17 protein-coding genes are annotated in these 23,702 nt (G+C 35.5%); 8 read left to right on the forward strand and 9 right to left on the reverse strand.

Annotation, left to right across the window (positions count from 1 at the left end; translation table 11 throughout):
• Positions 1 to 12: 12 nt before the first annotated feature.
• Genes ACFFLS_RS23345 through ACFFLS_RS23360 form a run of 4 tightly spaced genes read right to left on the reverse strand, consistent with a single transcriptional unit; the run spans position 13 to position 4,975 of the window.
• On the reverse strand, positions 13 to 1,203 hold the full coding sequence (locus ACFFLS_RS23345; RefSeq protein ID WP_379683004.1) for an AGE family epimerase/isomerase: 1,191 nt from the start codon (positions 1,201 to 1,203) through the stop codon (positions 13 to 15).
• A 2-nt stretch (positions 1,204 to 1,205) separates the two neighbouring features.
• Positions 1,206 to 2,396, reverse strand: a complete 1,191-nt coding sequence (locus ACFFLS_RS23350; protein WP_379683003.1) for a glycoside hydrolase family 130 protein — start codon at positions 2,394 to 2,396, stop codon at positions 1,206 to 1,208.
• 23 nt (positions 2,397 to 2,419) lie between these two features.
• Positions 2,420 to 3,811, reverse strand: coding sequence for an MFS transporter (locus ACFFLS_RS23355; RefSeq protein ID WP_379683002.1), 1,392 nt, complete (start codon positions 3,809 to 3,811; stop codon positions 2,420 to 2,422).
• A gap of 36 nt (positions 3,812 to 3,847) precedes the next feature.
• Positions 3,848 to 4,975 carry a glycoside hydrolase family 26 protein gene (locus ACFFLS_RS23360; protein ID WP_379683001.1) on the reverse strand — a complete coding sequence of 376 codons (1,128 nt, stop codon included), beginning with the start codon at positions 4,973 to 4,975 and terminating at the stop codon, positions 3,848 to 3,850.
• A 292-nt stretch (positions 4,976 to 5,267) separates the two neighbouring features.
• On the opposite strand from ACFFLS_RS23360, the gene ACFFLS_RS23365 reads away from it, so the two are divergent.
• The 8 genes from ACFFLS_RS23365 to ACFFLS_RS23400 all read left to right on the forward strand — a co-directional run bounded on the left by ACFFLS_RS23365 (position 5,268) and on the right by ACFFLS_RS23400 (position 17,511).
• Complete coding sequence (locus ACFFLS_RS23365) at positions 5,268 to 6,146, forward strand: helix-turn-helix domain-containing protein (RefSeq protein ID WP_379683000.1); 879 nt, start codon at positions 5,268 to 5,270, stop codon at positions 6,144 to 6,146.
• Positions 6,147 to 6,456: 310 nt separating this feature from the next.
• The gene (locus tag ACFFLS_RS23370; RefSeq protein WP_379682999.1) at positions 6,457 to 9,654 is read left to right on the forward strand and encodes a SusC/RagA family TonB-linked outer membrane protein; all 3,198 of its coding nucleotides are present in this window, start codon (positions 6,457 to 6,459) and stop codon (positions 9,652 to 9,654) included.
• A gap of 11 nt (positions 9,655 to 9,665) precedes the next feature.
• Positions 9,666 to 11,264, forward strand: coding sequence for a RagB/SusD family nutrient uptake outer membrane protein (locus ACFFLS_RS23375; protein WP_379682998.1), 1,599 nt, complete (start codon positions 9,666 to 9,668; stop codon positions 11,262 to 11,264).
• 18 nt (positions 11,265 to 11,282) lie between these two features.
• Positions 11,283 to 12,368, forward strand: a complete 1,086-nt coding sequence (locus tag ACFFLS_RS23380) for a hypothetical protein (protein WP_379682997.1) — start codon at positions 11,283 to 11,285, stop codon at positions 12,366 to 12,368.
• A 179-nt stretch (positions 12,369 to 12,547) separates the two neighbouring features.
• Positions 12,548 to 13,531 (forward strand): T9SS type A sorting domain-containing protein, encoded by a 984-nt coding sequence (locus ACFFLS_RS23385; protein ID WP_379682996.1) that lies wholly within the window; start codon positions 12,548 to 12,550, stop codon positions 13,529 to 13,531.
• Positions 13,532 to 13,646: 115 nt separating this feature from the next.
• Positions 13,647 to 14,879 (forward strand): glycoside hydrolase family 27 protein, encoded by a 1,233-nt coding sequence (locus ACFFLS_RS23390; RefSeq protein ID WP_379682995.1) that lies wholly within the window; start codon positions 13,647 to 13,649, stop codon positions 14,877 to 14,879.
• Positions 14,880 to 14,890: 11 nt separating this feature from the next.
• Positions 14,891 to 15,850, forward strand: coding sequence for a glycoside hydrolase family 5 protein (locus ACFFLS_RS23395; RefSeq protein WP_379682994.1), 960 nt, complete (start codon positions 14,891 to 14,893; stop codon positions 15,848 to 15,850).
• Between the two features lie 590 nt (positions 15,851 to 16,440).
• A complete protein-coding gene (locus ACFFLS_RS23400) occupies positions 16,441 to 17,511 on the forward strand; it encodes an outer membrane beta-barrel protein (protein WP_379682993.1) in 1,071 nt (356 codons plus the stop codon).
• A 419-nt stretch (positions 17,512 to 17,930) separates the two neighbouring features.
• On the opposite strand, the gene ACFFLS_RS23405 is transcribed toward ACFFLS_RS23400, so the two are convergent.
• The 5 genes from ACFFLS_RS23405 to ACFFLS_RS23425 form a co-directional block, all read right to left on the reverse strand.
• On the reverse strand, positions 17,931 to 18,836 hold the full coding sequence (locus ACFFLS_RS23405) for an N-acetylmuramoyl-L-alanine amidase (protein WP_379682992.1): 906 nt from the start codon (positions 18,834 to 18,836) through the stop codon (positions 17,931 to 17,933).
• A gap of 30 nt (positions 18,837 to 18,866) precedes the next feature.
• Positions 18,867 to 19,412 carry a hypothetical protein gene (locus tag ACFFLS_RS23410; protein WP_379682991.1) on the reverse strand — a complete coding sequence of 182 codons (546 nt, stop codon included), beginning with the start codon at positions 19,410 to 19,412 and terminating at the stop codon, positions 18,867 to 18,869.
• A gap of 41 nt (positions 19,413 to 19,453) precedes the next feature.
• On the reverse strand, positions 19,454 to 20,767 hold the full coding sequence (gene rimO, locus ACFFLS_RS23415) for a 30S ribosomal protein S12 methylthiotransferase RimO (RefSeq protein WP_379682990.1): 1,314 nt from the start codon (positions 20,765 to 20,767) through the stop codon (positions 19,454 to 19,456).
• A gap of 210 nt (positions 20,768 to 20,977) precedes the next feature.
• Positions 20,978 to 22,495 (reverse strand): OmpP1/FadL family transporter, encoded by a 1,518-nt coding sequence (locus ACFFLS_RS23420; RefSeq protein WP_379682989.1) that lies wholly within the window; start codon positions 22,493 to 22,495, stop codon positions 20,978 to 20,980.
• Between the two features lie 42 nt (positions 22,496 to 22,537).
• On the reverse strand, positions 22,538 to 23,614 hold the full coding sequence (locus ACFFLS_RS23425) for a hypothetical protein (RefSeq protein WP_379682988.1): 1,077 nt from the start codon (positions 23,612 to 23,614) through the stop codon (positions 22,538 to 22,540).
• Positions 23,615 to 23,702 lie beyond the last annotated feature (88 nt).

Raw genomic sequence — 23,702 nt, forward strand, 5'->3', positions numbered from 1 at the left:
AGGTAATACTAACTAATCTTGTATTCGATGCATTAATTCTAAACAGGCGCGGCTGTTATGATAAGGACATTTCCAAAATCCGGCTTTGTCTTTTTTTATCAAAGAATAATCGTGATAAATACCCCAATGCCATTCACCGTTTTGTTTGTCGAGCATGTATTTTTTTATGAATTTCCAGTTCTTGTAAACAATTTCCAGATATTCTTCATTTCCAGTTAACTGGTACGCATTATAAAAACCAATTAGAGCTTCTGCTTGTGGCCACCAATGTTTTTCAGCGGTCAGCTCTTTTTTTTGAGGGTCAAATTCGTACCATAAACCACCATCTGAATCAAAACCTTCTTTTGTAGCTTCTGTAATCTGAAGCGCATATTTTTTATAATTTGAAATTAATATCTCGTCTCCAGAAATCTCAGCACACTGTTGTAATAACCAAGCAGCTTCGATATCATGTCCGTATGAAATGATGTCTGGTTTTTCGTTCCAGTTTTCATCAAAAAACAATTTCAAATGTCCTGTTTCTGTATTTATAAAATGTTTTTCAATGGTTTCAAGAAGCTCAATCATAATGTTTTGAAGCGTCTTGTCTTTCCATACTTTAAATAAATTAGCATACGCTTCAATAATATGAAGATGCGTATTCATGGTTTTCTTCTCGTTGGCATCTTTTTCGCTCAGACGAAGATCTTCGATAGGCTTCCAATCTCTCGTAAAAGCTTCTAGATAACCTTTGTTTACAGGGTCATAACTATAATCTTGTATTTTAGAATACAGGTTTAAAGCTATTTCAAGTGCTTTTTTATCTTCAGAAATAACATAATATTCAGACAGTCCATAAATTGCAAAAGCCAGTGCATAAATCTGATTTTTGGTGTCTTTTGGCGTTTTATCAGTGTTGATACTCCAAAAAAGTCCTCCAAAAGTACTGTCATAAAAATAGTCAGCCAAAAAATCAAACGCTCTTTTTGCCAGTTTTTTGTGGTTTTCGTTTTTAGTTGTTTGATAACTGGCAGAGAACGTCCAGAGAATTCGGGCATTTAAGACCGAACCTTTTTCTGAATTTGCAATAATATGATCTTCAAAATCTATCTGACCGATAAAACCGCCATTTTGTTCGTCGACAGTATGCTTAGACCAATATTTTAAGATTTCGTCTAGTTCTGCGGTCAATTCAGATTTTAAAAGCTTTAGTTTTAATGACACGATTAGATTGCGTTATTTTTTTCGATTTGTTTAATAATTGTATTTACAGAACCTGCAGAGACAAAAGTATCGACAGGCGTATTTGATGCATAGTCAATCAGTTTTTCGACAGACGAAACAGCAACATGCATTCTGGTATCTGAAGAAGCGTAATAGATGTAAACAGTTCCGTCTTCATCTTCAATCCATCCGTTTGAGAATAACACATTTGACACATCACCAATTCTCTCGATGCCTTCAGGTCCCATAAAATGTCCGGCAGGAACATGAATAACTTTCGAAATATCGTTTAAATCGGTCATAAATACATACAGCGTATAACGCAATCCTGCAGCAGTATTACGTACGCCGTGTGCAAGATGGAGCCAGCCTTTTGTTGTTTTTATCGGAGCGGGGCCAAGACCGTTTTTTAATTCGTAAATAGTATGATATTGCTTTCCAAAAATGATTTTTTCATCTTTAACAACAGGATTTGTCATATCGTCTACATATCCTAAGCCAACGCCACCGCCAGAACCAACATCAATAAAACCATCCTGTGGACGGGTGTATAAGGCATATTTCCCGTTTATGAATTCTGGGTGTAATACTACATTTCTTTGCTGGCCTGTGTTCGAAATTAAATCAGGAAGTCTTTCCCAGTTGACTAAATCTTTTGTACGGACGATTCCGGCATTGGCGACAGCCGAACTCGTATCGCCTTTTGGTGCCTTTGGATCTTTTCTTTCGGTGCAGAAAATTCCATAAACCCAGCCGTCTTCGTGATGTATTAAACGCATATCGTAAACATTTGTATCCGGATCTTCGGTTTGCGGAATCACGCAAGGTTTATCCCAAAACTTAAAATTGTCAATTCCGTTTGGACTTTCCGCTATAGCGAAAAACGATTTGCGGTCGATTCCTTCGACACGAACAGCAAGCACGTATTTTCCATTCCATTTCATCGCACCAGCATTAAAAGCGGCATTTACTCCGATTCTTTCCTGCAAAAACGGATTTGTTGCTTCATTAAGGTCAAAACGCCAGTTTAAAGGAACATGAGCCGCAGTAACGACAGGATTTTTATAACGTTCAAAAATACCATTCCCAGCATTTTCCTGAGGTTCATTTTTAAGTTCAATAAGTGTTTTATGTTCTTTTTCTAATGCCGTTTTTCGTTTTAAAAAAGTGGCTGAAGATGTTATTGTTGTCATATATAGTATTTTCTGTCTATGAATTAATTGATCTGATTTCTTTGTATGTTTAAGTCGTGCTCAATGGTTTGCAGTTTTTCTTCTGTCAAAGGGTAGAAAAATATGAATATTACTGATAGTACTGCAGCTATTGCAGGAAGTATGCTTAACATTAACTGGATTCCATTGAGGGTTACTGCAGTCTGTTCGACATTGGCTTGAAAACCATAATATCCCAAAAGCCAGCCAGCGCCAGCACCGCCGATCGTCCACCCAAATTTCTGCGACATAGATGAGGCTGAAAATACTAAACCAGTAGCTCTTCGGCCTTGTTTCCATTCAGAATAATCTGCGCTATCAGCATACATTGACCAGATTAACGGAAATATGCAACCCGCACAGATGCTGATTAAAACCTGAAAAACCATAATCAGTAATACGTCTTCTTTTCCGAAGAAATAAAAAACCAGACTTAGGATTGCGGCGAGAAACATGGCACCCAAAAAGGTGTTTTTTTTACCAATTTTATTGGCAATCGGAGTTGCAATGATAACTCCTATTATATTTGCAGCCTGCCCTAAAACCAGATAAAGCGATGTAGGTGTCATCTGAAAATGGATTCCGTAAATTGAAACATCAAAATTTATGGCACTTGTAACATAATATTTAAAATAATAAACTGCTGCGCCATCTCGTATAGAGTTAAAAATTAAGGCACCTATTCCGGCTCCAAGCAATATCCACCAAGGTTTGTTTTTTAAAAGATCATTTAGGTCTTCTTTTAAATTGTTTTTTTCATTCTCGATAGGTTTTACTCTTTCTTTAGTGAAAAAAAAGCAAAGCCAGAAAAAGATAGTAGTTATTACTCCGAAAATCGCGATTGCTTTAAGCCAGCCGGATTTCGAGCTTAAATCTCCACCAAAATAAATTACTAGAGGTTCAATTAGCCATAAGGCCAGAAGACTTCCCCCAAAAGCAAAAACCATTCGGTAAGAAGAAAGCGTATTTCGGTCTTTTCGGTCAGAAGACATTACGCCCAGAAGTGAAGCATATGGTACATTTATTAGAGAATAAATCATCATCATGGCAGAGTAGGTTATATAAGCATAAATGATTTTTCCTTTTTCATCAAAATCAGGTGTGTAAAAAGTCAAAACGCCGATTAATGCAAATGGTATGGCAACCCAAAGGAGATAAGGCCTAAATTTTCCCCATTTACTTTTGGTGCGATCAGCCATAATTCCGACAATTGGATCAAAGCAGGAATCCCAAATTCTAGTTATCAAAAACATGGTTCCAACTACAGCGGGCGCTAGTCCGAAAACATCGGTGTAAAAAAACAGCAGATACATACTGAAAATTTTCCAAAACATACAAGAGGCTGCATCTCCGAGACCGTAACCTATTTTTTCTTCTAAGCTAATTTTGTCGTGCATTCGATTTTTTATTAAAATTTGAATATAATTGGGATTTTATTTTTTAATGTCTTTTTCAAACAAAGTCTGTTTTAAATGGTAAAAATCAACAAAGTCTTTTTCGCTTACCTGTCCTGGAAATGGAGCGTAATAATGCATTTTTTGTTCTTTTTCCTGCCAGCCGTGGTTCCTCCATAATAAAACATAAGAAATTTTATAATCTCCAATTGCTTTGAGTAATGTTCCGGTCCACCATTTTGAATCGGGAACAGCTTCGAAACCAGCTTCTGCAACTGCAAAAGGTTTGTTTTTCTGGTAAGCAATATCGTTCAAAATTTTTAATTGATTCTGAAATTCGGAAACGAATTTGCTTCCGTTTGCATCATTACTGTTCTGGTAAATGTCAAAACTTAAAATATCGGCATAGTTGTCGCCAGGATAATTGACAAGGAAATCTTCTTGATTGTTGAAACTTCCGGTATTATAGACATATATAAGGTTGTGAACTCCTTTTTGTTGCAAATAATCAAACGTAAATTTCCATATCGATTTGAATTCTTCAGGCGAGCAGTTTCCTTTTCCCCACCAGAACCAACCTCCAGTAAGTTCATGGAAAGGTCTGAAGAGAATTGGAATGTTTTTTCCTTTTTTATCTTTTAGAGACAAAAAGAAATTTGCCGCTTTGTCGAGCCACAAAATATATTTTTTATGATTTTCTCCGCCCGAAAGAATGGTCTTTACAGCATTTGGAGTATTGTCCCAAGCATTTTTTCCAGTTGCTGGATTGTCAAAATGCCAGCTGATGGTAGAAATGCCGCCTCTCTGATTAGCTTCAATAATATATTGTTTCATTTTTTCGAAAGGAACGCCGTCGATATTATTAAGGTCGTCTTTTTCTAAACCAGCAATATCCCAACCGTAAACAGCAGGATAATCTCCGGTTACGTCTTTAATATCGCTTCGGCCGTTTTCGTATTTCCAGTTAACACCATAAGCCAAATCATCCTGATGCCCAAAAAGAAAACCTTTTTGGCTTAACACATTCAGTTTTTTGTATAATGCTTTTGTTTCTGTGGTCGCATTTTTATCTGCAAGTGACAAATTTGTATTGGTCTTGCTTGCGGCACACGAAAGATTGCCTACAGCAGTTATTGCAATTATAAAATTTAAAAGTTGTTTCGTCATTTTTTAATAATTGGCCATGGCCTTTTGTTAAAGGGTTTTAATCGTTATAGTTCTTCTTTTTTTGGCTTGTATGGTTTTTTAATAATTTCCGATTAAAATTATTAAAACTATAAAAAGATAATCGTTTAAAAATGATAAATATTTATTATTGACTTACTTTTTGTGTAATCGATAATTCTGTTTTTCAAAGATAAATGTATGTTTATGTAGTAATTAATATTATTTTATCAATTATATATCATATTATTGCAAACAAAAAACAGATAACCCTTTCCTTAAAATTATACACAAGATGAGTAATGCTAAGAATTTTTACAGAGAAATTGCCCCATTAGCAGCGGGTGACAGCTTTTTGGTTTTTGACCGAGTAAAAGACAGTTTTGATTTTCCCGTGCATTACCATCCCGAATTTGAAATTAATTTTATTCTGAATGGAAAAGGAGTAAAGCGTGTTGTGGGAGATAATATTGAAGAAATCGATAATGTAGAATTGGTTCTGATTGGTCCAAATTTATATCATGGTTGGGAACTTCATAAATGTTCGAGCAAGAAAATACATGAGATTACGATTCAGTTTCATAATGACTTGTTTCACGAATCGTTGTTGTCGAGAAGGATTATGAATCCGATACGCGATATGTTTAATCGTTCTATTCATGGCATTCTTTTTTCTAAAAAAACTGCAGAAGAGCTTACGCCAAGACTTGTAAGTCTTTCTAAACTAGATGGTATGGATTATTTTCTCGAAATAACTTCCTTATTATATGATTTGGCAAATTCTCGAAATCAGCGACTGCTTTCTACTTATACAGTCGATTATGATACTTTTGATGATTACGATAAAATGAAGCTGGTTTATGAATATGTGCAAAAACATTTCGCTGAAAAAATAACACTTGAAGATGTTGCGGGTGTCGCGAGCATGTCTATTATTTCTTTCAACAGATTTATCAAAAAAAGAACTGGGAAAACCTTTGTCAATTATATAAACGATATCAGAATCGGTTATGCCGCGCGTTGGCTGGTAGAAAAAGATATGAGTGTTTCTGAGGTTGCTTTTAAGTCAGGGTTTAATAATATCGCCAACTTTAACCGCAGTTTTAAAGCTACAAAAAACTGTACTCCTAGTCAGTACCGCGAAGATTTTTCTGGTCTAAAGCGTATTTTGTAGTGATACTTTTTTAGCATTTGAATGTATTATTTTTAACGAAATCGTTTGATATTTATGATTTTGTTAGCATTTGTGTATAGTTTTTGCTTCTTACGGGGTGTTTATTGTGAAAAATATAATTTTTACTATGTTTTATTTTGATATATGTTTTTTTGAGGCGGTATAGTAAAAATATTATCATTAAATGATATAATATTATCGATTTGATATTTCCTTCTGTTATAGATTTGTTAAATAATTTTAAAGATAAAATGTCCCTTTTATGATTTAAGATTACAAACTTACTTTTTAAACTAACCAAACATTTATTATGAAAAAACTAATGACTAACTTTATTCATTGGAACGCTAACCACAGACTGGTTCCTTTGATTTTATTTTTGTTACTGACCGGTAATTTCATTACAGCACAGGTAAAAGTGTCAGGGACTGTATCTGATGAAAAGGGATTATCGATTCCAGGGGCAAATATTTCAGTTGCGGGTTCTAAAGTGTCTGCTTCTACAGATTTTGATGGAAAATATTCTATTGATGTTCCTGCAAATGCAACCTTATCATTTTCTTTTATCGGATTTACCACACAGAGAATTGCAGTAGACGGAAGAACAAGTATTAATGTAATCTTGAAATCTAATGCAGAAGATTTGAAAGATGTAGTGGTAATTGGATACGGAACTCAGAGAAGAAAAGATGTAAATAGTGCCATTTCAAGTATCGCTTCCAAAGATATTGAGAATTTGAAAGTGGTATCTTTCGATCAGATGATGCAGGGAAAAGCTGCCGGTGTTGTTGTCAACAGTAACTCTGGGGAGCCGGGAAGTAACGTTTCGGTGAGAATTAGAGGGGTTTCTTCTTTGACAGGAACCAATGAACCATTATATGTTATTGATGGTGTGCCAATTTCGGGAGATGCCCGTAATTCGTCTACTTCAGGAAGAAATGCTCAGGGAAATTCTAATTTTTCCAACAATGGTAATATTACACAGAGTCCAATGGCGTTAATCAATCCGAGTGATATTGAATCTATTGATATTTTGAAAGATGCTTCTGCAACAGCTATTTACGGATCACGAGGTGCAAATGGTGTAGTCATTGTAACGACTAAATCGGGGAAAAAAGGTACAGGAAAATTGTCTTTTGAAAACTCTTACTCAATTAGTAATCTTCCTAAAAAACTGCATTCTATGAATTTGCAGCAGTATGCAATTCATCAAAATGCATTGGCAGACGTTTACGACCCAACTTCAAAAAGACCAGAGTTTGCCCATCCTGAAGTTTTAGGAAAAGGGACAGACTGGCAAGATGCGATTTATGAAACCGGAATTATGTCGTCAAACCAGTTGTCGTTTTCTGGCGGTAAAGAAGGAATTACCTATTATATTTCGGGAGGTGTTTTAAATCAGGAGGGTATCGTTATCGAATCTGGTTTTAAAAGATATAACTTCAGATCTAATATTGATGCGAAAGTCAATAAATTTATAAAAGTAGGAGTTAACGTAAGTGGCGCCATTACTGACGAAAAACTGACTTTGAACGGACAATTTAATGGAGTTGTAGCGACTTCGTTACTAGCTACGCCAGATGTTGCTGTTAGAGAATTGTCGGGTGCTTTTGCGGGACCGCCTTCTGGAGGGAATACATCATTTGTAAATCCGGTTGCGACTTCTTTATTAGGTTCAAATGCTTTAGTTAGAAAAAACTATTCTGGAAATTTTTATACGCAAGTAGATATTTTAAAAGGTCTGGAATATCGTTTTGAAGCAGGTGGTTATATTTATGACAATTTAGGACAGAGATTCGACCCGATGTATTCGTTGGGTAATGCAGTAAAAAGTTTCGCAAACCTGTATTACAACCCATCTTCAGGTAATTCATGGAACTTAAAAAACATGCTTACTTATAGAAATACAATTGGGAAACACAATTTTACCATTTTAGCAGTGCAGGAATCAAACAGAGCACATTGGGAAGGTTATTCTATAACTGCAGAAGGCTATACAGATAACAACAACAAGACTCTCGCAGCATCTGATTTGACAAAAGCAGTAACTAGCGGAGTGTATTCTGGTACGCAGACTTTGGCTTCTTATCTTGGACGTGCGGTTTATGATTATGCTGATAAATATGGAATTGCAGCTTCTATAAGAACAGATGGGTCTTCTAAATTTTATGTTGGCAACAAATGGGGGGTTTTCAGTTCTGTAAGCGGTTCGTGGAAGCTTTCTAACGAGACTTTTATGGAAAGTACTCGCAAGTATGTTGATAATATCAAAATAAGAGCAGGTTGGGGGCAGACAGGTAACAATCAGATTGGTAATAATTTATATGAGTCAAATCTGCATGTTGTAAACAGTTCGATGGGAACTTCTTATTTGCCTTCTAATACGGCAAATCAAAATTTGAAATGGGAAACTCAGACTCAAACTAATTTAGGTTTAGATTTTACTATGTTTAGTTCTAAACTGACTGCTTCGGTAGATTTGTACCAAAAAGTTTCTAAGGATTTCTTGTATCAGGTGCCACTTCCAAACTTTCTTTCAGGAGGCGGCGATTATGAAGGTGGTGTAAATCCTCCTTATTATAACCTTGGAAGCATGAAAAACAAGGGTATCGAGGTGACGCTTGGTTATACGGAGAAATTCACAGAGAATTTTTCATGGAATGCTAATTTGAATTTTACCAGATATGTAAATGAGGTTACCAATATGGCTGGACTAAATATTGTTAAAACAATGGGAACTCTTGCTTATAATACAGTAACGGTTTCTAGAACGGTAGAAGGTTTGCCAATTGGTTCTTTTGCTGGATATGAGGCATTGGGAATTTACAGAACTGATGCAGACTTGCTTACATACGGTCACACAGACGGATCTGGAAATAGAGTGATTTTGAAAAACGGAACAAACTCTTTGATGCCGAATTTCCAAAAAGGAGATGTAATTTATAAAGACCAGAATAACGATGGTGTTATTGATCAGAATGATATTAAGGCTATTGGTAATCCGAACCCGAAATTTACTTACGGATTTACCAATAACTTTAAATACAAAAATGTAGACTTGTCTATTTTCTTGCAAGGAAGTGCTGGTAACAAATTGATGAACTTAACCCGCTTATCAGGTACCTTGAACAGTAATTTAGGAACGAACTATTTGACTGAAGCATCAGATTTTTATTCAGCGTCTAATACTAATGGTTCTCTGCCAAGACCTTCAACTTATGATGATATTAATAATGCAGTTTCAACTCGTATTATTGAAGATGGATCATATTTAAGAATCCAGAATGTTACTTTAGGATATTCTCTTCCGTCTGATATCATTTCAAAAATAAAATTATCAAGATTAAGATTGTACGCTTCAGGGCAAAACTTATTTACGTTTACCAAATACAAAGGATATGATCCTGAAGTAGGTGCTTACAATCAGGATGCATTATTAACAGGTGTCGATAACGGCCGTTATCCTGTTCCAAGACAAATCACTTTTGGTTTTAATGTTGAATTTTAATACGAATTAATATGAAAAATATAATAAAAAGAAGTGGTGTTTTTAGTTTAGCAGTACTAATGTTGGTCTCATCTTCTTGTTCTCAGGATTTTCTTGATGTGCCTGCAGAAGCTGCGCCGACAATAGGAAACTATTACGATTCTGATGTTAAACTCGATAATGCTGCCAACGGATTATACGGTCTTGTTTGGTTTAATATGAATAAATCTGCATTTTACGGAATTACAGATGTGATTTCTGGAAATATGTATGCGGATGTTTATAATGATTTTGGAAAATTTACAGATTTGAGTTTTACAAATTCACAGGCATTTGTTTCTGATGCCTGGAGGTCATGCTTCGGAGCTGTCGCAAATTCAAATGCTTATATCAACAGTCTTCCAAACAGTGTTGGGCCAAATGTGAGTAAAGTAGCATTGAATAATGCTTTAGGAGAGGCCCATTTTATCAGAGCTTTTTCTTATTTCTTTTTGGTAAGACTTTGGGGAAATGTGCCAATCATAGAAGATAACAGCGATTATTCTTTAAACTTTGTAATACCAAGCAACCCGACTGAAGATGTCTATAAGTTTATTGAAAACGATTTGAAATTTGCCATCGAAAATTTGAGAACTAAAAATAGAGGTTCAGATTATGCAGCAAACGCACACGTTTCGAGCGGGTCTGCAAAAGCGCTTCTGGCTAAAGTTTATTTGTATCAGAAGAAATATGATTTAGCGAGAGCATTGGCTCAGGAAGTTATTAATAGCGGTGAGTTTAAGTTGTTGGGAGGAGATGCGTTGCCAACTAAATCTTTCGCTGATTTATGGTTGCAAAAAAATAATAATAACGAAGAATCTATCTTTTCATGGCAATGGAATGGTGCGGGGACTTATTTTGATGGTAATTTTTCGAATACCTTATTTGCTCCAGAAAACAGATTGGTAGAAACAACTTATTCTGGTCAGATTGCACCTTCTCAGGATTTGATTCATAATGTCTATGAACAAAATGATAAGCGTAGAATAGAAACCTTTATGTTGCCGGGAGATTATTATCCTAATCTAACTTACGCTGAAACACTTGAGGTCAATGCTAAACTTATTTTGGGTTATACTTTTGATATCAAATACGAAGCGCAAAAATCAGGCGCAGGATTGAAAAAATATGTAATCGGAAAAGAAAATCTGCCAATTACAGGACCTTTTAATCCTCAGTTTAACGGAGAAAGCAGTATGAACAGCTATATGATGCGTTATGCAGAATTGCTGCTGATTCATGCAGAAGCAGTTTTAGGTTCTCAGTCAGGAAGCACTACAAATCCTGCAGCCTTGGCATCTTTTAATGCTGTAAGAAGAAGAGCGGGTGTTCCTGAAAAAGCTTCTATCTCTTTTGATGATATTTTTAAAGAAAGACGTGCAGAATTGGCTTGCGAGGGAGATTATTATTTTGATTTAGGTCGCCTTCCTTTCGCGAAAGCGAAAGCAATATTGGAAGCGCAAAACAGAGGAAACAGAGAAGTTGAAAAACATATCACAATTTCTGCAACCAACCTTTTGCTGCCTTATCCTGCAGATGATTTAATTAAGAACCCAAAATTGAAGGAAGTAGTACCATATACTTTTAAATAATTTTTAAAAAATTATAATATGAAAAAGATAAGAATTGTTTCGTTAGCAGTTTGCATAATGTGGGTATTGTCTTTGATACTCATCAGTTCGTGTTCGAGTGATGATAGTACTTCGTCGAGTTCGGGTGCACCTGCTATTGAGTCTGTAAAGCCATCAGGTTACGAAACCGATGGAAGCCTTAAACCGTTTGAACCTGTGACTATCGGGTATCCTAAAAACTATTATATTATTCATGGAAAAGGATTACTGACAACAACAAAGGTCTATTTTAATGATTACGAAAGTTATTTTCAGCCTTCATTTGTAACTGACACTGATATCGTAATATTGATTGACGAGAATACGCCTTATGCAAATGCGTCAAATAAACTTAAAGTAGTAACAGAAAATGGTACAGCTGAATTTGATTTTGTCATCGCGCCGCCTGTGCCTACAGTTTCGCAATTTTATCCAGTTAATGCAACAGCTGGACAGGAAATAACTATTACAGGTAAATACTTTTTGAATCCTGTAGTGACATTGGCTAAAACTAAAACGCTGCCTGCTGTTCCAGTTACTGTAGTTTCTTCAACTTTAGAGAAAATTGTAATCAAAGTTCCAGAAAATGCAGATTTGAGATATTTAAGCGTAGCGAATTTATCTGGAGAAACCAATTCGGGTTACGCAATCGGAACGGCAATATTTGATGATGTTTCTTATTATGGATTAACTTTCCCTTCTTGGAACAATTTTAATTTTGTGACTAACGGCACAGCAGAACAAGGATTAACGCATATTGAGAAAAAGATGGATGCATGGGGCAATCTGCAAAGTGATTGGTCTTGGTATGATCAGCTTACTCCTTTTTCAGGATTGCGTTTGGCGATTAAAGCAAAAGTTCCAGGTAAAATAGGTTTTATATTTAATGGTAATTGGGAAAATAACCCGCCGATTTTGGATGTAACTACAGAGTGGAAAGTGTTTTATCTTCCATGGTCGGTTCTGACCAATACGGATCGTGTTCAAAATATCTCATTTCAAAACAGAACCACAAATGATAAAGGAGATGGTGTAGAAAATACATTCTCTATTGACAATATAGGATTTGTGCTTAAAGCGGAATAATATAGTTTAAGTTGTAATTAAGACTCCATTTCGATTTGATTCGGAATGGAGTTTTTTATTAAAGAAAATTCTTTCTAAAACTGAAGATATAGTATTGATTTTTAATAAAATAGTATCAAAACTGTGTAATGCCGATGCTTAAATTTACGGATACTATTTAACCCTAAAAAATTATAATTATGAAGAACAATTACTTTTTAAACGTTGCTAATTTTAGAAGAAAATTTTATTCAACTATCGCTTTTTTTCTATTGTTAATCTCAATCGGACATGCACAATATATTACTGGTAATAATCCTTATTGCATTGCAAGCAATCCTACGTATACCATTGTCAATCCTCCGGCAGCAGGCACTTATAATAATATAGTTTGGACAGCATCTCCTAATTCTGGGATAACTTTTGCAGGAAATCCTTCTCCAACAGCATTAACGAAAGTAGTAATGAAGTCAGGAAATATTATATCATCTCCCCATTATATTTATGCGAGCTTTTTTTTAGATGGTGTTCTGGTTGCCGTGACGCCGAATTTCAATTTTCAAACAGTAACACCACCAGTAACACCAAGTTATTCGGTTACAAAAACTACAGATTATTGTACGACACAATATCATATTATAAATCTTACCGTAACTACAAATCCTAATCCGAGTCCTAACACTAGTTTTTCGATTTCGCCTACAGTAGCAGATCCGAGCGTGATTGTTACGCCAATTACGAATAGAGTGTTTGAGTTAAAACTACCATTAAACGGACAAAATTATTTTATATACAATATAACGAGCACAACAGGATCGTCGGGTTGTGCGTCTAATTCGGTAACTACAACTTCTTACGGAAATGCAGTTTCGTTAAATTTGACAAACTGCGCTAATAATTCGGTATCGACAAATTATGATTTTTCAGTTGCACCAAATCCTTATTCTAATGGATACTTGACTATTGTTGCGCCTGTGATAACTTCTTTCGGAAATCCATCTGTATGCCGTATTTACAATACAAGCGGTACATTAAGCACGACATTTCCTCTTTCTACGTCGAGCACTTCAACTTCGTATGCGTTAAGAAGTGCGGTTGGTGCGTCTTTAGTTTCTGGAGTCTACGTTGTCCAAGTGATGTATGCAGACGGAAATACGCGGTCTAAAAATCTAATTGTGAATTAATAAGCTTTTACAGAGAGTTTAATCTGTATTTCTATTGAAATCCTTTATATGCCATAGCAGCATACATTTTAAGTATGCTGCTTATTATTTATACATTATTTAAAAAAAATAAAAAATGAAGAAAATCACTTTGTTGTTAGCGGTATGTTTTTCGATAATTTCTTTTGGACAAGGAAATATGCATACACAGCAGGCAGGAAAATTTGAAGGTCTGGCAATGACTCCTCCAATGGGATGGAACTCGTGGAATACTTTCGCAACCAATATCGATGAGAAATTGGTCAAAGAAACCGCCCATATTATGGTTTCGTCTGGTTTAGCTACTGCGGGTTACAATTATATAGTTTTGGATGATGGATGGATGACACACAATCGTGACGCAAATGGTGACTTGGTTCCAGACCCTGTGAAATTTCCTAACGGAATGAAATCTTTGATTGACTATGTGCACAGTAAAGGTTTAAAGTTTGGATTGTATAACTGTGCAGGGACAAAAACCTGTGCTGGATATCCAGGAACTCGTGGCTACGAATATCAGGATGCTCGTTTTTATGCCAAATTAGGAATTGATTTCTTAAAATACGATTGGTGTAATACGGAAGGAATTACTGCGAAGGAAGCCTATACAACAATGAGTAATGCTCTTAAAACTGCCGGAAAACCAATTGTTTTCAGCCTCTGTGAATGGGGTGATAATCAGCCTTGGGAATGGGGAAAACCGGTTGGGAATCTTTGGAGAATTTCTGGCGATATTTATCCTTGTTTTGACTGCGAATTCAAACATCCCGAAAACTGGTCTTCGTGGGGATTTATGAAAATTGTTGATATGAGAAAAGATATTCGTAAATATTCCGGTCCAGATCATTGGAATGATTTTGATATGATGGAGGTTGGAAACGAAATGAATGACACCGAAGACAAATCGCATTTTGCCATGTGGTGCATGATGGCTTCTCCGTTATTTACCGGAAATGATTATCGTAAAATGTCTAAGGAAACTTTAGCGATTCTGACCAACAAAGAAATGTTGGCAGTAAATCAGGATAAGCTAGGTGTTCAGGGATTTAAATATGCTGTTGTCGATGGGGTGGAGGTCTGGGTAAAACCTCTTTCAGAAGGCGCCTGGGCAGTTTCGTTTTTAAACAGAACAGACAGTCTTAAGAAAATTACTTTTGATTGGAAAAAGAATGTTTTTAAAGATGCTGATTTTGGTTATGAAGCAGTTTTTAACACAACCGTTTTTAAAATTAAAGATTTATGGAAGAATAAAGAAACGGGAAACACAAAAAAAGTTTTTACTGCTGCAATCGATTCGCATGATGTTGTGACTTTAAAGCTAATTCCGTAAATACAAGAATAATGAAGTATAATAGCACAATCTTTATATTGCTTTTTTGGATGTCGTTCGTCTCAAATGCTCAGTTTGTACAAAGACACGGAAAATTGAGTGTGCAAGGAACGCAATTAATAGATCAGAATAAAAATCCGGTTGTTTTACGCGGAATGAGTTTTGGATGGCACAGTATGTGGCCGAGATTTTACAGTGAAAAAACAGTACACTGGCTCAAAAAAGATTTTAATTGTAATGTAGTCAGAGCTGCAATGGGAATTGAACTTGGAGAGTTTTCATACCTAAAAAATCCACAATTTTCTAAAGAAAAGATTGAAGCTGTGGTAAATGGCGCTATTCAATCTGATATTTATGTTATTATCGATTGGCATAGTCATAATGTTAATTTAAAAGAAGCAAAAGAGTTCTTTGCTGAAATTTCAAAGAAATATGCGACATATCCCAATATAATATATGAAGTGTTTAACGAGCCTGATTATGAAACTTGGAATGAAGTAAAAAGCTATGCTGAAGAGATAATTCGTATAATCAGACAAAACGATCCAGATAATATTATTTTGGTTGGATGTCCGCATTGGGATCAAGATATAAATCTTCCTGCCTCAGATCCAATACTTGGGTATAACAATATAATGTACACAATGCATTTTTATGCGGCTACACACGGCAAAGAATTAAGAGACCGTACTGACGAAGCAATAAAAAGTGGTCTTCCGATTTTTATTTCTGAATCTGCCGGTATGGAGGCTACTGGAGACGGTCCTTTAAACTACCAATCTTGGCAAGAATATATAGATTGGATGGAAAATCATAAATTAAGTTGGATTACATGGTCTGTTTCTGATAAAGACGAAACTTGCTCTATTTTAAATAAATCTGCAAATTCTGAAGGTAAATGGAAAGATAAAGATTTAAAAGAATCAGGAATTAAGATTCGGGAGTATTTAAGGAAATATAATAAAGAATAAGAATATTTCTTTTTAGCTATTCAAAGCCTGTTCAAAATTGAACAGGCTTTGTTGTTTTTGAGTGTTTAGGAACAGGTGTAAGTCGATGCGTAGAAGCTTGCTTGTGTGGTTTTTTTTTGTAGGAATTTTATTCAGCCCGTATCGTTGTTTTATGTGGGTTTTAAAATCAGTGTTTAAATGATTTGTTTTTATTGTTTTTTAATCTACCCCCTAAATAAATAGGGTATGTTTGGTTTTTTAAATCTTTTTGTGTTTAAAAAACGCTGTTTTTTACTACTTATTTTGAATTTGCTATGTAAAATTTGGTGTTATTGGTGTTTTTTTAGTTGTTGAATTTTCAAAAATAATTATTGAATAATATCAAATAACGATTATTGAGATGTTAATTTTTGTAATCCGTAATTCTTCATCTAAAACGACAAAAAAGTGGTTTTGGATTATTCTACTGATACAAAAGTTAATAAATTCGCTAATGAAAATGAAGGAGATAAAGGGGTGACTTTGAGGTTTTAGAATGACTATGCTATTAAATAGATATATAAAAGATTAACTAACCAGAATCAATTAATAACTAAAAACCAATTTAAACCATGAAAAAAGTATTTCACGTTTTAGCCGCTATGTTAACAAGTTCTTTCGCTATTGCCCAAGATGAAGAAGCTGCCTCACCACCAGCAACAACTTGGGGGGGATCTGCAGACATGTACTATAAATATGATTTTTCTAAACAAATGAATGGATTGACGAGCTTTACCAACTCACAAGATTCATTCGAATTAGGGATGGCTTCTATAGAAGCAGGTCATACTTTCGGGAAAGCTTCCGTTTTTGTAGACTTAGGTTTCGGAAAAAGAGCAGGAGAATTTTCATATAATGAAACAACAGATAAAGATATTAACGCAAAATTTTTAATTAAACAATTATATTTTACATACAATTTGACTGATGAATTTAAAGTTGTGGCAGGTAGTTTCGGTACGCATATTGGATACGAGGTTTTAGATGCTGTAGACAATAAAAACTACAGTATGTCTTATGCCTTTTCTTACGGGCCGTTTTTTAATACGGGAGTGAAAGCTCAGTACACATCAGGAAAATTTACGGCTATGTTGGGGATTACAAACCCAACCGATTTTAAATCGGCTATGGATGCTGGTTCAAGTCAAAAAACATATATCGGACAAGTTGGATATATTGGAGATACAGGAAGCGCTTATTTGAATTTTACATCAGGAAGCAGCAATCCTGCCTCTGACGAGAATAAAACTCAGTTTGATTTGACAGCTTCTAAATCTATCACAGATAGTTTTGGGCTTGGTTTAAATGCTACGTATGCTAAAACTAAGAATGATTTTGACAGTACTTTAGACGGTGAATGGTTTTCTGTAGTAGGATATGCTAATTATTCATTCAGCCCATCATTGTTACTGGCGTACAGAATTGAATATTTTGATGCCAAAGATGCAGCCCCTAGTTTAGGGACATTAACAGGGTCAAGCGTGTTCGCAAATACAGTTTCGTTAAATTATAAAGTTGGAAAGCTGACAATCATTCCTGAGTTGAGATATGATGCAGCATCTAATGATATTTTCTTAGACAAAGATGCAGCACCGACAGGAGGTTCGTTCTTCGGTTTACTTGCAACAACATACTCTTTCTAGAGATAAAGATTGATATTTTTTTTTTTTTTTTGGAGCTGTCGAAACATATTTATGTTTTGGCAGCTTTTTTATTTTTATGGATTTTTGAAGTTTCAGTTTTCGAGTTTCGAGCTTCAGGTTTGAAGTTTGAGCTCAAATTTCAAGTTAAAAACATTATAAATCGTACAGTTTAAAAAAAAGCTGTCAGAATCTGTTATTTTATAAGCTACTTCATTCCGTAGGAATGTTTCGTCGGTAGAAAAAATTATAGATGATTGCGATTAGATGTTCCGTAGGAACGTTTGATTGAAATGTGTATAAGTATTATTTTTCAAATGCAAGCTCGTTTGGTTAGAAAGGTTAAAATCGTTTTTTTTTAGAAGCAAAAAAAAACGCTTCTGTATTCCAGAAGCGCTTTATGATTTTTAAATGATGAGGTTTTATTGAACCTGTTTTTTATAAATCGAATAAATAGTATCGATTGTTTTTCTGTCTAAAACTGAAGTTACATCAGTTTGAATATAATGTAACTTAAAAGCTTGAATTGCTGCAGTTAGATTTTTGGTGTTGTAACCTATAATTCGTAAAGCTGTCTCAATTTTAAAATCAAAAGGAGCGGGTTCCAGAACTTCATCCGGCCAAATTCCGAAGCCTTTTTCTGCCAAAGTTTTCCAAGGAAATAAAGCACTTGGGTCTTGTTTCCTTCCAGGTGCAATATCTGCATGTCCTAAAAAGTTTTGGGTCGGTATATTGTAGTCTTTTTTCAACTTACTCAACAAAGCAACCAAACTGCTGATTTGTGCTTCTGTGAAAGGTTTAAAGCCATTGTTGTCTAATTCAATTCCGATTGAACTGGAGTTTAGGTCTGTGTTTTTTCCCCAAGTTGAATTTCCTGCATGCCAAGCTCTTAAATAATCATTTAGCATCTGTACAACTTTTCCGTTCTCAGAAATTACATAATGAGAACTAACCTGTGTTCTGGTTTTAGTAAAAGTGTTGATAGTTTGCTGCAGCGAATCCTGTGCAGTGTGATGTATGATTACAAAGCTTGGTTTTCTAAGATTGAAATTTACAGTTCCAATCCATTCTGTTGATATTCCGTTTACCAGAGAAGTTGACCCAGTTTTAGACAATGTATCTTTTACAATTCCTAATTGAAGTGCATATGAAGTGTCAATCACTACTGGACTTACGGCAGGAATTGCCTGTGCCTCTTTGTTTGTGATTTGATTTTCAAGCGTTTTAAGCTGTTGGTCATAAGCCTTTTCAGTTGACTTATACGGATTTGTAGAACAAGCGCTTATTATAACTGCTAAAATCAGATAACAAAAGTGTTTCTTTGCCATAAATTCTTTATTTTATACTATTTTAAACGGCTATAATTGATCTTTCGTATCTAGATTTTCTTTTACTTCTTTAGTTGCTTTAGAGTCTTTGTCTTTTTTCTTTTTGTTTTTTGGCTTCTTGATTTCTTTGAAATTCTCCATAAAAGCAGTGTATTTTGCTATCTGGTCAGGATTTAAGAATGAATTGATTTTTTTATTCGTGCTTTCTCTTAAAGCTTTAATCTGTTCGATTTTTTCATCCTGGCTGCTGCTTTCATTTTTTAATAAAATTCCTTGTTCTTTCATGCTGTCAGCCAAAACATTCGTGATGGCAATTGCTTGAAGTTCATCAAGGTTGACTTCTGGTTTCATTTGTTCTACTATTTGTGCCGCAGTTTCCTCTGCCGGAATTTCTTTGGGCTTGCTTGGTGAGCTCTGAGGACCAGACATCATGCTTCTGTCCATACCCATTCCGCCACCTCTTCCATAACCGCCTCCATAGCCATTATTGTAGTATCCGTTTCCATATTGTGCAGAAACAGAATTGAAACAGAATAAGCTTAAAGCTAATAGAAATAAGGTTTGAATTGGTTTCATAAAAGTAGTTTATCAGTAGTTAACAATTGTTACGTGTAAATTTAAGCAGGTTCTCCGTATAAATCAAATTCTGTCGCTTCAATTATTTTTATATTAACAAATTCGCCTGTTTTTACGTAATGTTTAGAAGCGTCAATCAGAACTTCATTGTCAACATCTGGGCTGTCAAATTCGGTTCTGCCTACAAAATGCGCACCTTCTTTTCTGTCAATAATGCATCTAAAAGTTTTGCCTACTTTTTCTTGGTTCAAATCCCATGAAATTTGAGACTGCAATTCCATGATTTCGTTTGCTCTAGCTTGTTTTACGTCGTCTGGAACATTATCTTCCAAAAGATAAGCATGTGTGTTTTCTTCGTGCGAGTAAGCGAAGCATCCCATTCTGTCAAACTTCATTTCCTGAACAAAATCTTTCAGAATTTCAAAATCTTCCTGTGTTTCGCCTGGATATCCAACAATTAAGGTTGTTCTAATTGCCATGCCCGGAACAGCAGCGCGGAAATCTTTTAAAAGTTGTGTAGTCTTAGCCTGAGTTGTTCCGCGTCGCATAGATTTTAAGATTGAATCGGAAATATGCTGTAACGGAATGTCAATATAATTACAGATTTTTGGCTCTCTTTTCATTAATTGTAAGACATCCATTGGGAAACCGGTTGGGTAAGCGTAGTGCAGACGAATCCATTCAATTCCTTCAACCTTAGCAAGTTCTTCTAGTAACTCAGCAAGATTTCTTTTTTTGTAAAGATCAAGACCGTAATAAGTTAGGTCTTGTGCAATTAAAATCAATTCTTTTACTCCGTTTTTAGCTAGGCCTTGTGCTTCTTTAACTAATTTTTCAATTGGCTGCGAAACGTGAGATCCTCGCATTAGCGGAATAGCGCAAAAACTACATGGACGGTCACATCCTTCGGCAATTTTTAAATAGGCATAATTTTTTGGAGTTGTGGTTAAACGTTCTCCTAAAAGTTCATGTTTATAATCGGCTCCAAGCGCTTTTAGCAACTGCGGCAATTCGGTTGTCCCGAAATATTGGTCAACGTTTGGAATTTCTTTTTCTAAATCTGGACGGTAACGCTCAGATAAGCATCCAGTAACGAAAACTTTGTCTACAACTCCTCTTTCTTTTTTGTCAGCATACTCCAAAATCATGTTTACAGATTCTGCTTTAGCATTGTCTATAAATCCACAGGTATTTATAACGATAATGTTTCCTTCTTTTTCTGCAGGAGCTTCGTGTTCAACTTCTTTTCCATTTGCGCGAAGCTGTCCCATAAGCACTTCGCTGTCATAAACATTTTTTGAACACCCAAGAGTGATTACATTGATTTTATTCTTTTTTAAAGACTTGGTTCTCATACTTTTATAAATTGGAGTGCAAAATTACACTTTTTTTATTCAATCACACTAGTTTCGGTTGCTTTTAGATGTTTTTTATGAAGTAACTTTTGCCTTAGTGTATTGTTTTTTCAGATTTATCGTAAGAAATAGAAAAAGTGGTTTATTGTAATAAAAAAAACCGTCAGATATAAGTCTGACGGAATTTTTCATTCATCTATTAATTTTTAATTACAATTCAAATAATAGGGTTAGGGTCACGTTGTTCATCTTCGTCAGCATGTTAGGAGCACCAGTTTGGCCTTTGCTGAAAAAATCTTGATTAGACTTTCTTTCGAAGTAAGAATAGGCTAAATCTAGTTTTGTTCCTCCAAAATTATAACCTAGACCTCCTGAATAACTAGTAAGGTCTCCAATGGTTGAACCGTCTTTGTACGGACTTCCTTCAAAACGGTATCCTCCTCTAAGGCTTAGCTGTTTTATTTTGTATTCACCCCCGATTCTCAATTCGCCTACACTGGTTAGCGTATTGCTAATGCGTGAATTTAAATTTCTGAAATAAGAATCGTCAGTTGGTTTGTATTTTGTATTGCTGTAATCTTTTATTCCGTAATCTATGCTTAATAAACCGGATTTGCCAAATACATACGCAGCACTAAATGTCCATTTTGCAGGCGTTTGTAATGTGTAAGACTCGTAAACGTTTACCAAATTAGGGTTAACATCTGCGTAGTTTTCTGGTCCGTTTGCTGCTTGGGTGGTTGTGTATAAGCTTTGAGAAATCTCGTCATACAGCTCGTACCATGTGTTAGATTCGTAAGAAACTCCAAGTCTGAAATTGTTTGTCACTTTAGCAATTGTTCCTAATTGAAATGAAAATCCGTTTCCATATGTGTATAGGTCGTTATTAAATCTTAAATTGGAGATTGTCGCAGTAGGTTCTAGTGGGCTATTGTTGCTTTCGTAGAAGCTACTTGTTCTTCTGTAGTCAGTGACATGAACGTTTAAGTTTGCTCCGAAATAAATACGATCCATATAAGACGTAGCGATGTTAAAACTTACTTTACTGTTATAGCCTCTTTCGCGAACTTCGTTCTCTTGATATTTTGGTCCTGCAGGTACATTAGAAGTATATTGCGTATTATTATTGTTGTTTGTTACAGGATTGATAACAAATCCATAATACCCGAAATAGGCTTGTTGCTCATTGTAAAATTGATTTTCATAATCAATTCCTGTTATGTCTCCCAAAGCAACTGGGCTATTAAAAGCATCTCCATTCGCGTAAGCTAAAAAATAACTCGCTACCGAATTTCCTAAATTGGTTCCGGCTGAAAAACTGTCATTATTGAAGTTATTTGTGTTTTCGTAAGTCGCTCCAATTGAAATCTTTTTCCATTTGCTGTTTGGATTTCTATCATTGAAAACAAAAACTGCTCCAGCTTGATTCAGAATAAAAGAGTTGTCTTTGTCTGAAGTCTGGGTGTTGAAATACTCTGAGTTGTTTTTAGTGTTAAGGTTGCTAAAGCTGATTCCGACCTGATTGTTGTTGAATATTGCAGATCCCGCAGGGTTCACGCTGATTGCTGATAAATCACCGCCGACTGCGCCAAAAGCGCCACTCATTGCTCTAAATCTGGCTGTTCCAGTTAAGTTATTCTGTGAAAAACGTACAGCATCTGAGATTTCTTGCGAATATGAAACGCTGGCGCTCAGTCCTGCTATTAGTAGGAAAAATATTTTTTTCATTTGAATGAATTTTAAAATAGAATTTAGTTTGGTGAATGAGTATTATCTTCGGCCACCGCCACCTCCTCCAGATCTCATTCCGCCACCGCCGCCACCGCCGTTGTAAGATCTGCTTCCGCCACCGCCACCGCTGCTGTTCATAGAGCGTGAAGGGCTAGGAGATGAGTATGATCTAGACGAATTGCTATTGCTATTGTTGTAGCTTCTTGTCGTTGGCGCAGTACTATTTGATGATCTTCTGTTAGAGTAATCATACGTATTGTTTTGGCCTTGTGGTGATGAACCTCTTCTGTTTGTGAAATTTGGACTAGTGTTATAACTTCTGTTATTTACGCCAGAGCTTCTTCTATAGTCGTTGAAGTTTGTCGATCTATTTGTGTTGTAATTTCTAGTTGTAGTAGTATTGTTTCCTCTAGAAGAAAAATTTCCTCGGTTGGTTACGTAGTTCCTATCGCTAGAATATCCTCTGTTTGTAGTATAAGCTCTGTTTGAGTTATATGGTCTGTTTGAAGTGTAATTTCTGTTTCCATAGTAAGAAGAAGAGCCTCCTCTTCTGCCGTAAGCGTAATTGTAGTTGCCATAGTTGTATGCATAACCACCTCCCCAGTAGTAGCCAGGATATCCCCATCCTGCTCCCCAGTAGCCTGGATATCCCCAGCCCCAGTTGTTGTATGGGTATCCCCAGCCTCCGTAACCTCCCCAGTAGCCGCCGTAACCATATCCCCATCCGTAGTAAGGGTATCCAAATCCGAATCCCATTGACCATCCTGGATTAGAATAAACGTTTACAGAGACCTCAGAATTGCTGCTTCCCCAAGCTGGATATGCAACATCTGCGGTTTGTGTACTGTCTCCTTCCTGATAATTACCATAACTGTCTACATCGGTAAAAATTTCGGTAGGTTGATTGTCGTCTTGTAATGATCTAAAGTAATCTTTGTATTGATTGCTGTTAGAGTTATTATTCTGTACATAAGTGTTTGTTGAATTACCATATACGCCATCATTATCATGATAAGATGTATTTTGGTAAGAACCACACGACGCTAACAGAAAACTCAGTAATCCTAATAAGTAAAAATGATTTGAGTTTTGGCGAAGAAAAATAGAAGTTTTCATATCTGTGGTGTTTTTTATTGTTGCACATTACAAAAATAGTTAGTTTTGTCAAACTATTTAGTTAAAAATATTTAAAACAAAATTTGTG

The organism is Flavobacterium procerum (genome assembly GCF_042431625.1).
Lineage (GTDB): Bacteria > Bacteroidota > Bacteroidia > Flavobacteriales > Flavobacteriaceae > Flavobacterium > Flavobacterium procerum.

What these genes read in the sequence shown, in the direction of transcription:
- ACFFLS_RS23350 (WP_379683003.1), bottom strand. Translation starts at nt 2,396, where the DNA reads ATGACAACAATAACATCTTCAGCCACTTTTTTAAAACGAAAAACGGCA.
- ACFFLS_RS23355 (WP_379683002.1), bottom strand. Translation starts at nt 3,811, where the DNA reads ATGCACGACAAAATTAGCTTAGAAGAAAAAATAGGTTACGGTCTCGGA.
- ACFFLS_RS23360 (WP_379683001.1), bottom strand. Translation starts at nt 4,975, where the DNA reads ATGACGAAACAACTTTTAAATTTTATAATTGCAATAACTGCTGTAGGC.
- ACFFLS_RS23365 (WP_379683000.1), top strand. Translation starts at nt 5,268, where the DNA reads ATGAGTAATGCTAAGAATTTTTACAGAGAAATTGCCCCATTAGCAGCG.
- ACFFLS_RS23370 (WP_379682999.1), top strand. Translation starts at nt 6,457, where the DNA reads ATGAAAAAACTAATGACTAACTTTATTCATTGGAACGCTAACCACAGA.
- ACFFLS_RS23375 (WP_379682998.1), top strand. Translation starts at nt 9,666, where the DNA reads ATGAAAAATATAATAAAAAGAAGTGGTGTTTTTAGTTTAGCAGTACTA.
- ACFFLS_RS23380 (WP_379682997.1), top strand. Translation starts at nt 11,283, where the DNA reads ATGAAAAAGATAAGAATTGTTTCGTTAGCAGTTTGCATAATGTGGGTA.
- ACFFLS_RS23385 (WP_379682996.1), top strand. Translation starts at nt 12,548, where the DNA reads ATGAAGAACAATTACTTTTTAAACGTTGCTAATTTTAGAAGAAAATTT.
- ACFFLS_RS23390 (WP_379682995.1), top strand. Translation starts at nt 13,647, where the DNA reads ATGAAGAAAATCACTTTGTTGTTAGCGGTATGTTTTTCGATAATTTCT.
- ACFFLS_RS23395 (WP_379682994.1), top strand. Translation starts at nt 14,891, where the DNA reads ATGAAGTATAATAGCACAATCTTTATATTGCTTTTTTGGATGTCGTTC.
- ACFFLS_RS23400 (WP_379682993.1), top strand. Translation starts at nt 16,441, where the DNA reads ATGAAAAAAGTATTTCACGTTTTAGCCGCTATGTTAACAAGTTCTTTC.
- ACFFLS_RS23405 (WP_379682992.1), bottom strand. Translation starts at nt 18,836, where the DNA reads ATGGCAAAGAAACACTTTTGTTATCTGATTTTAGCAGTTATAATAAGC.
- ACFFLS_RS23410 (WP_379682991.1), bottom strand. Translation starts at nt 19,412, where the DNA reads ATGAAACCAATTCAAACCTTATTTCTATTAGCTTTAAGCTTATTCTGT.
- rimO (WP_379682990.1), bottom strand. Translation starts at nt 20,767, where the DNA reads ATGAGAACCAAGTCTTTAAAAAAGAATAAAATCAATGTAATCACTCTT.
- ACFFLS_RS23420 (WP_379682989.1), bottom strand. Translation starts at nt 22,495, where the DNA reads ATGAAAAAAATATTTTTCCTACTAATAGCAGGACTGAGCGCCAGCGTT.
- ACFFLS_RS23425 (WP_379682988.1), bottom strand. Translation starts at nt 23,614, where the DNA reads ATGAAAACTTCTATTTTTCTTCGCCAAAACTCAAATCATTTTTACTTA.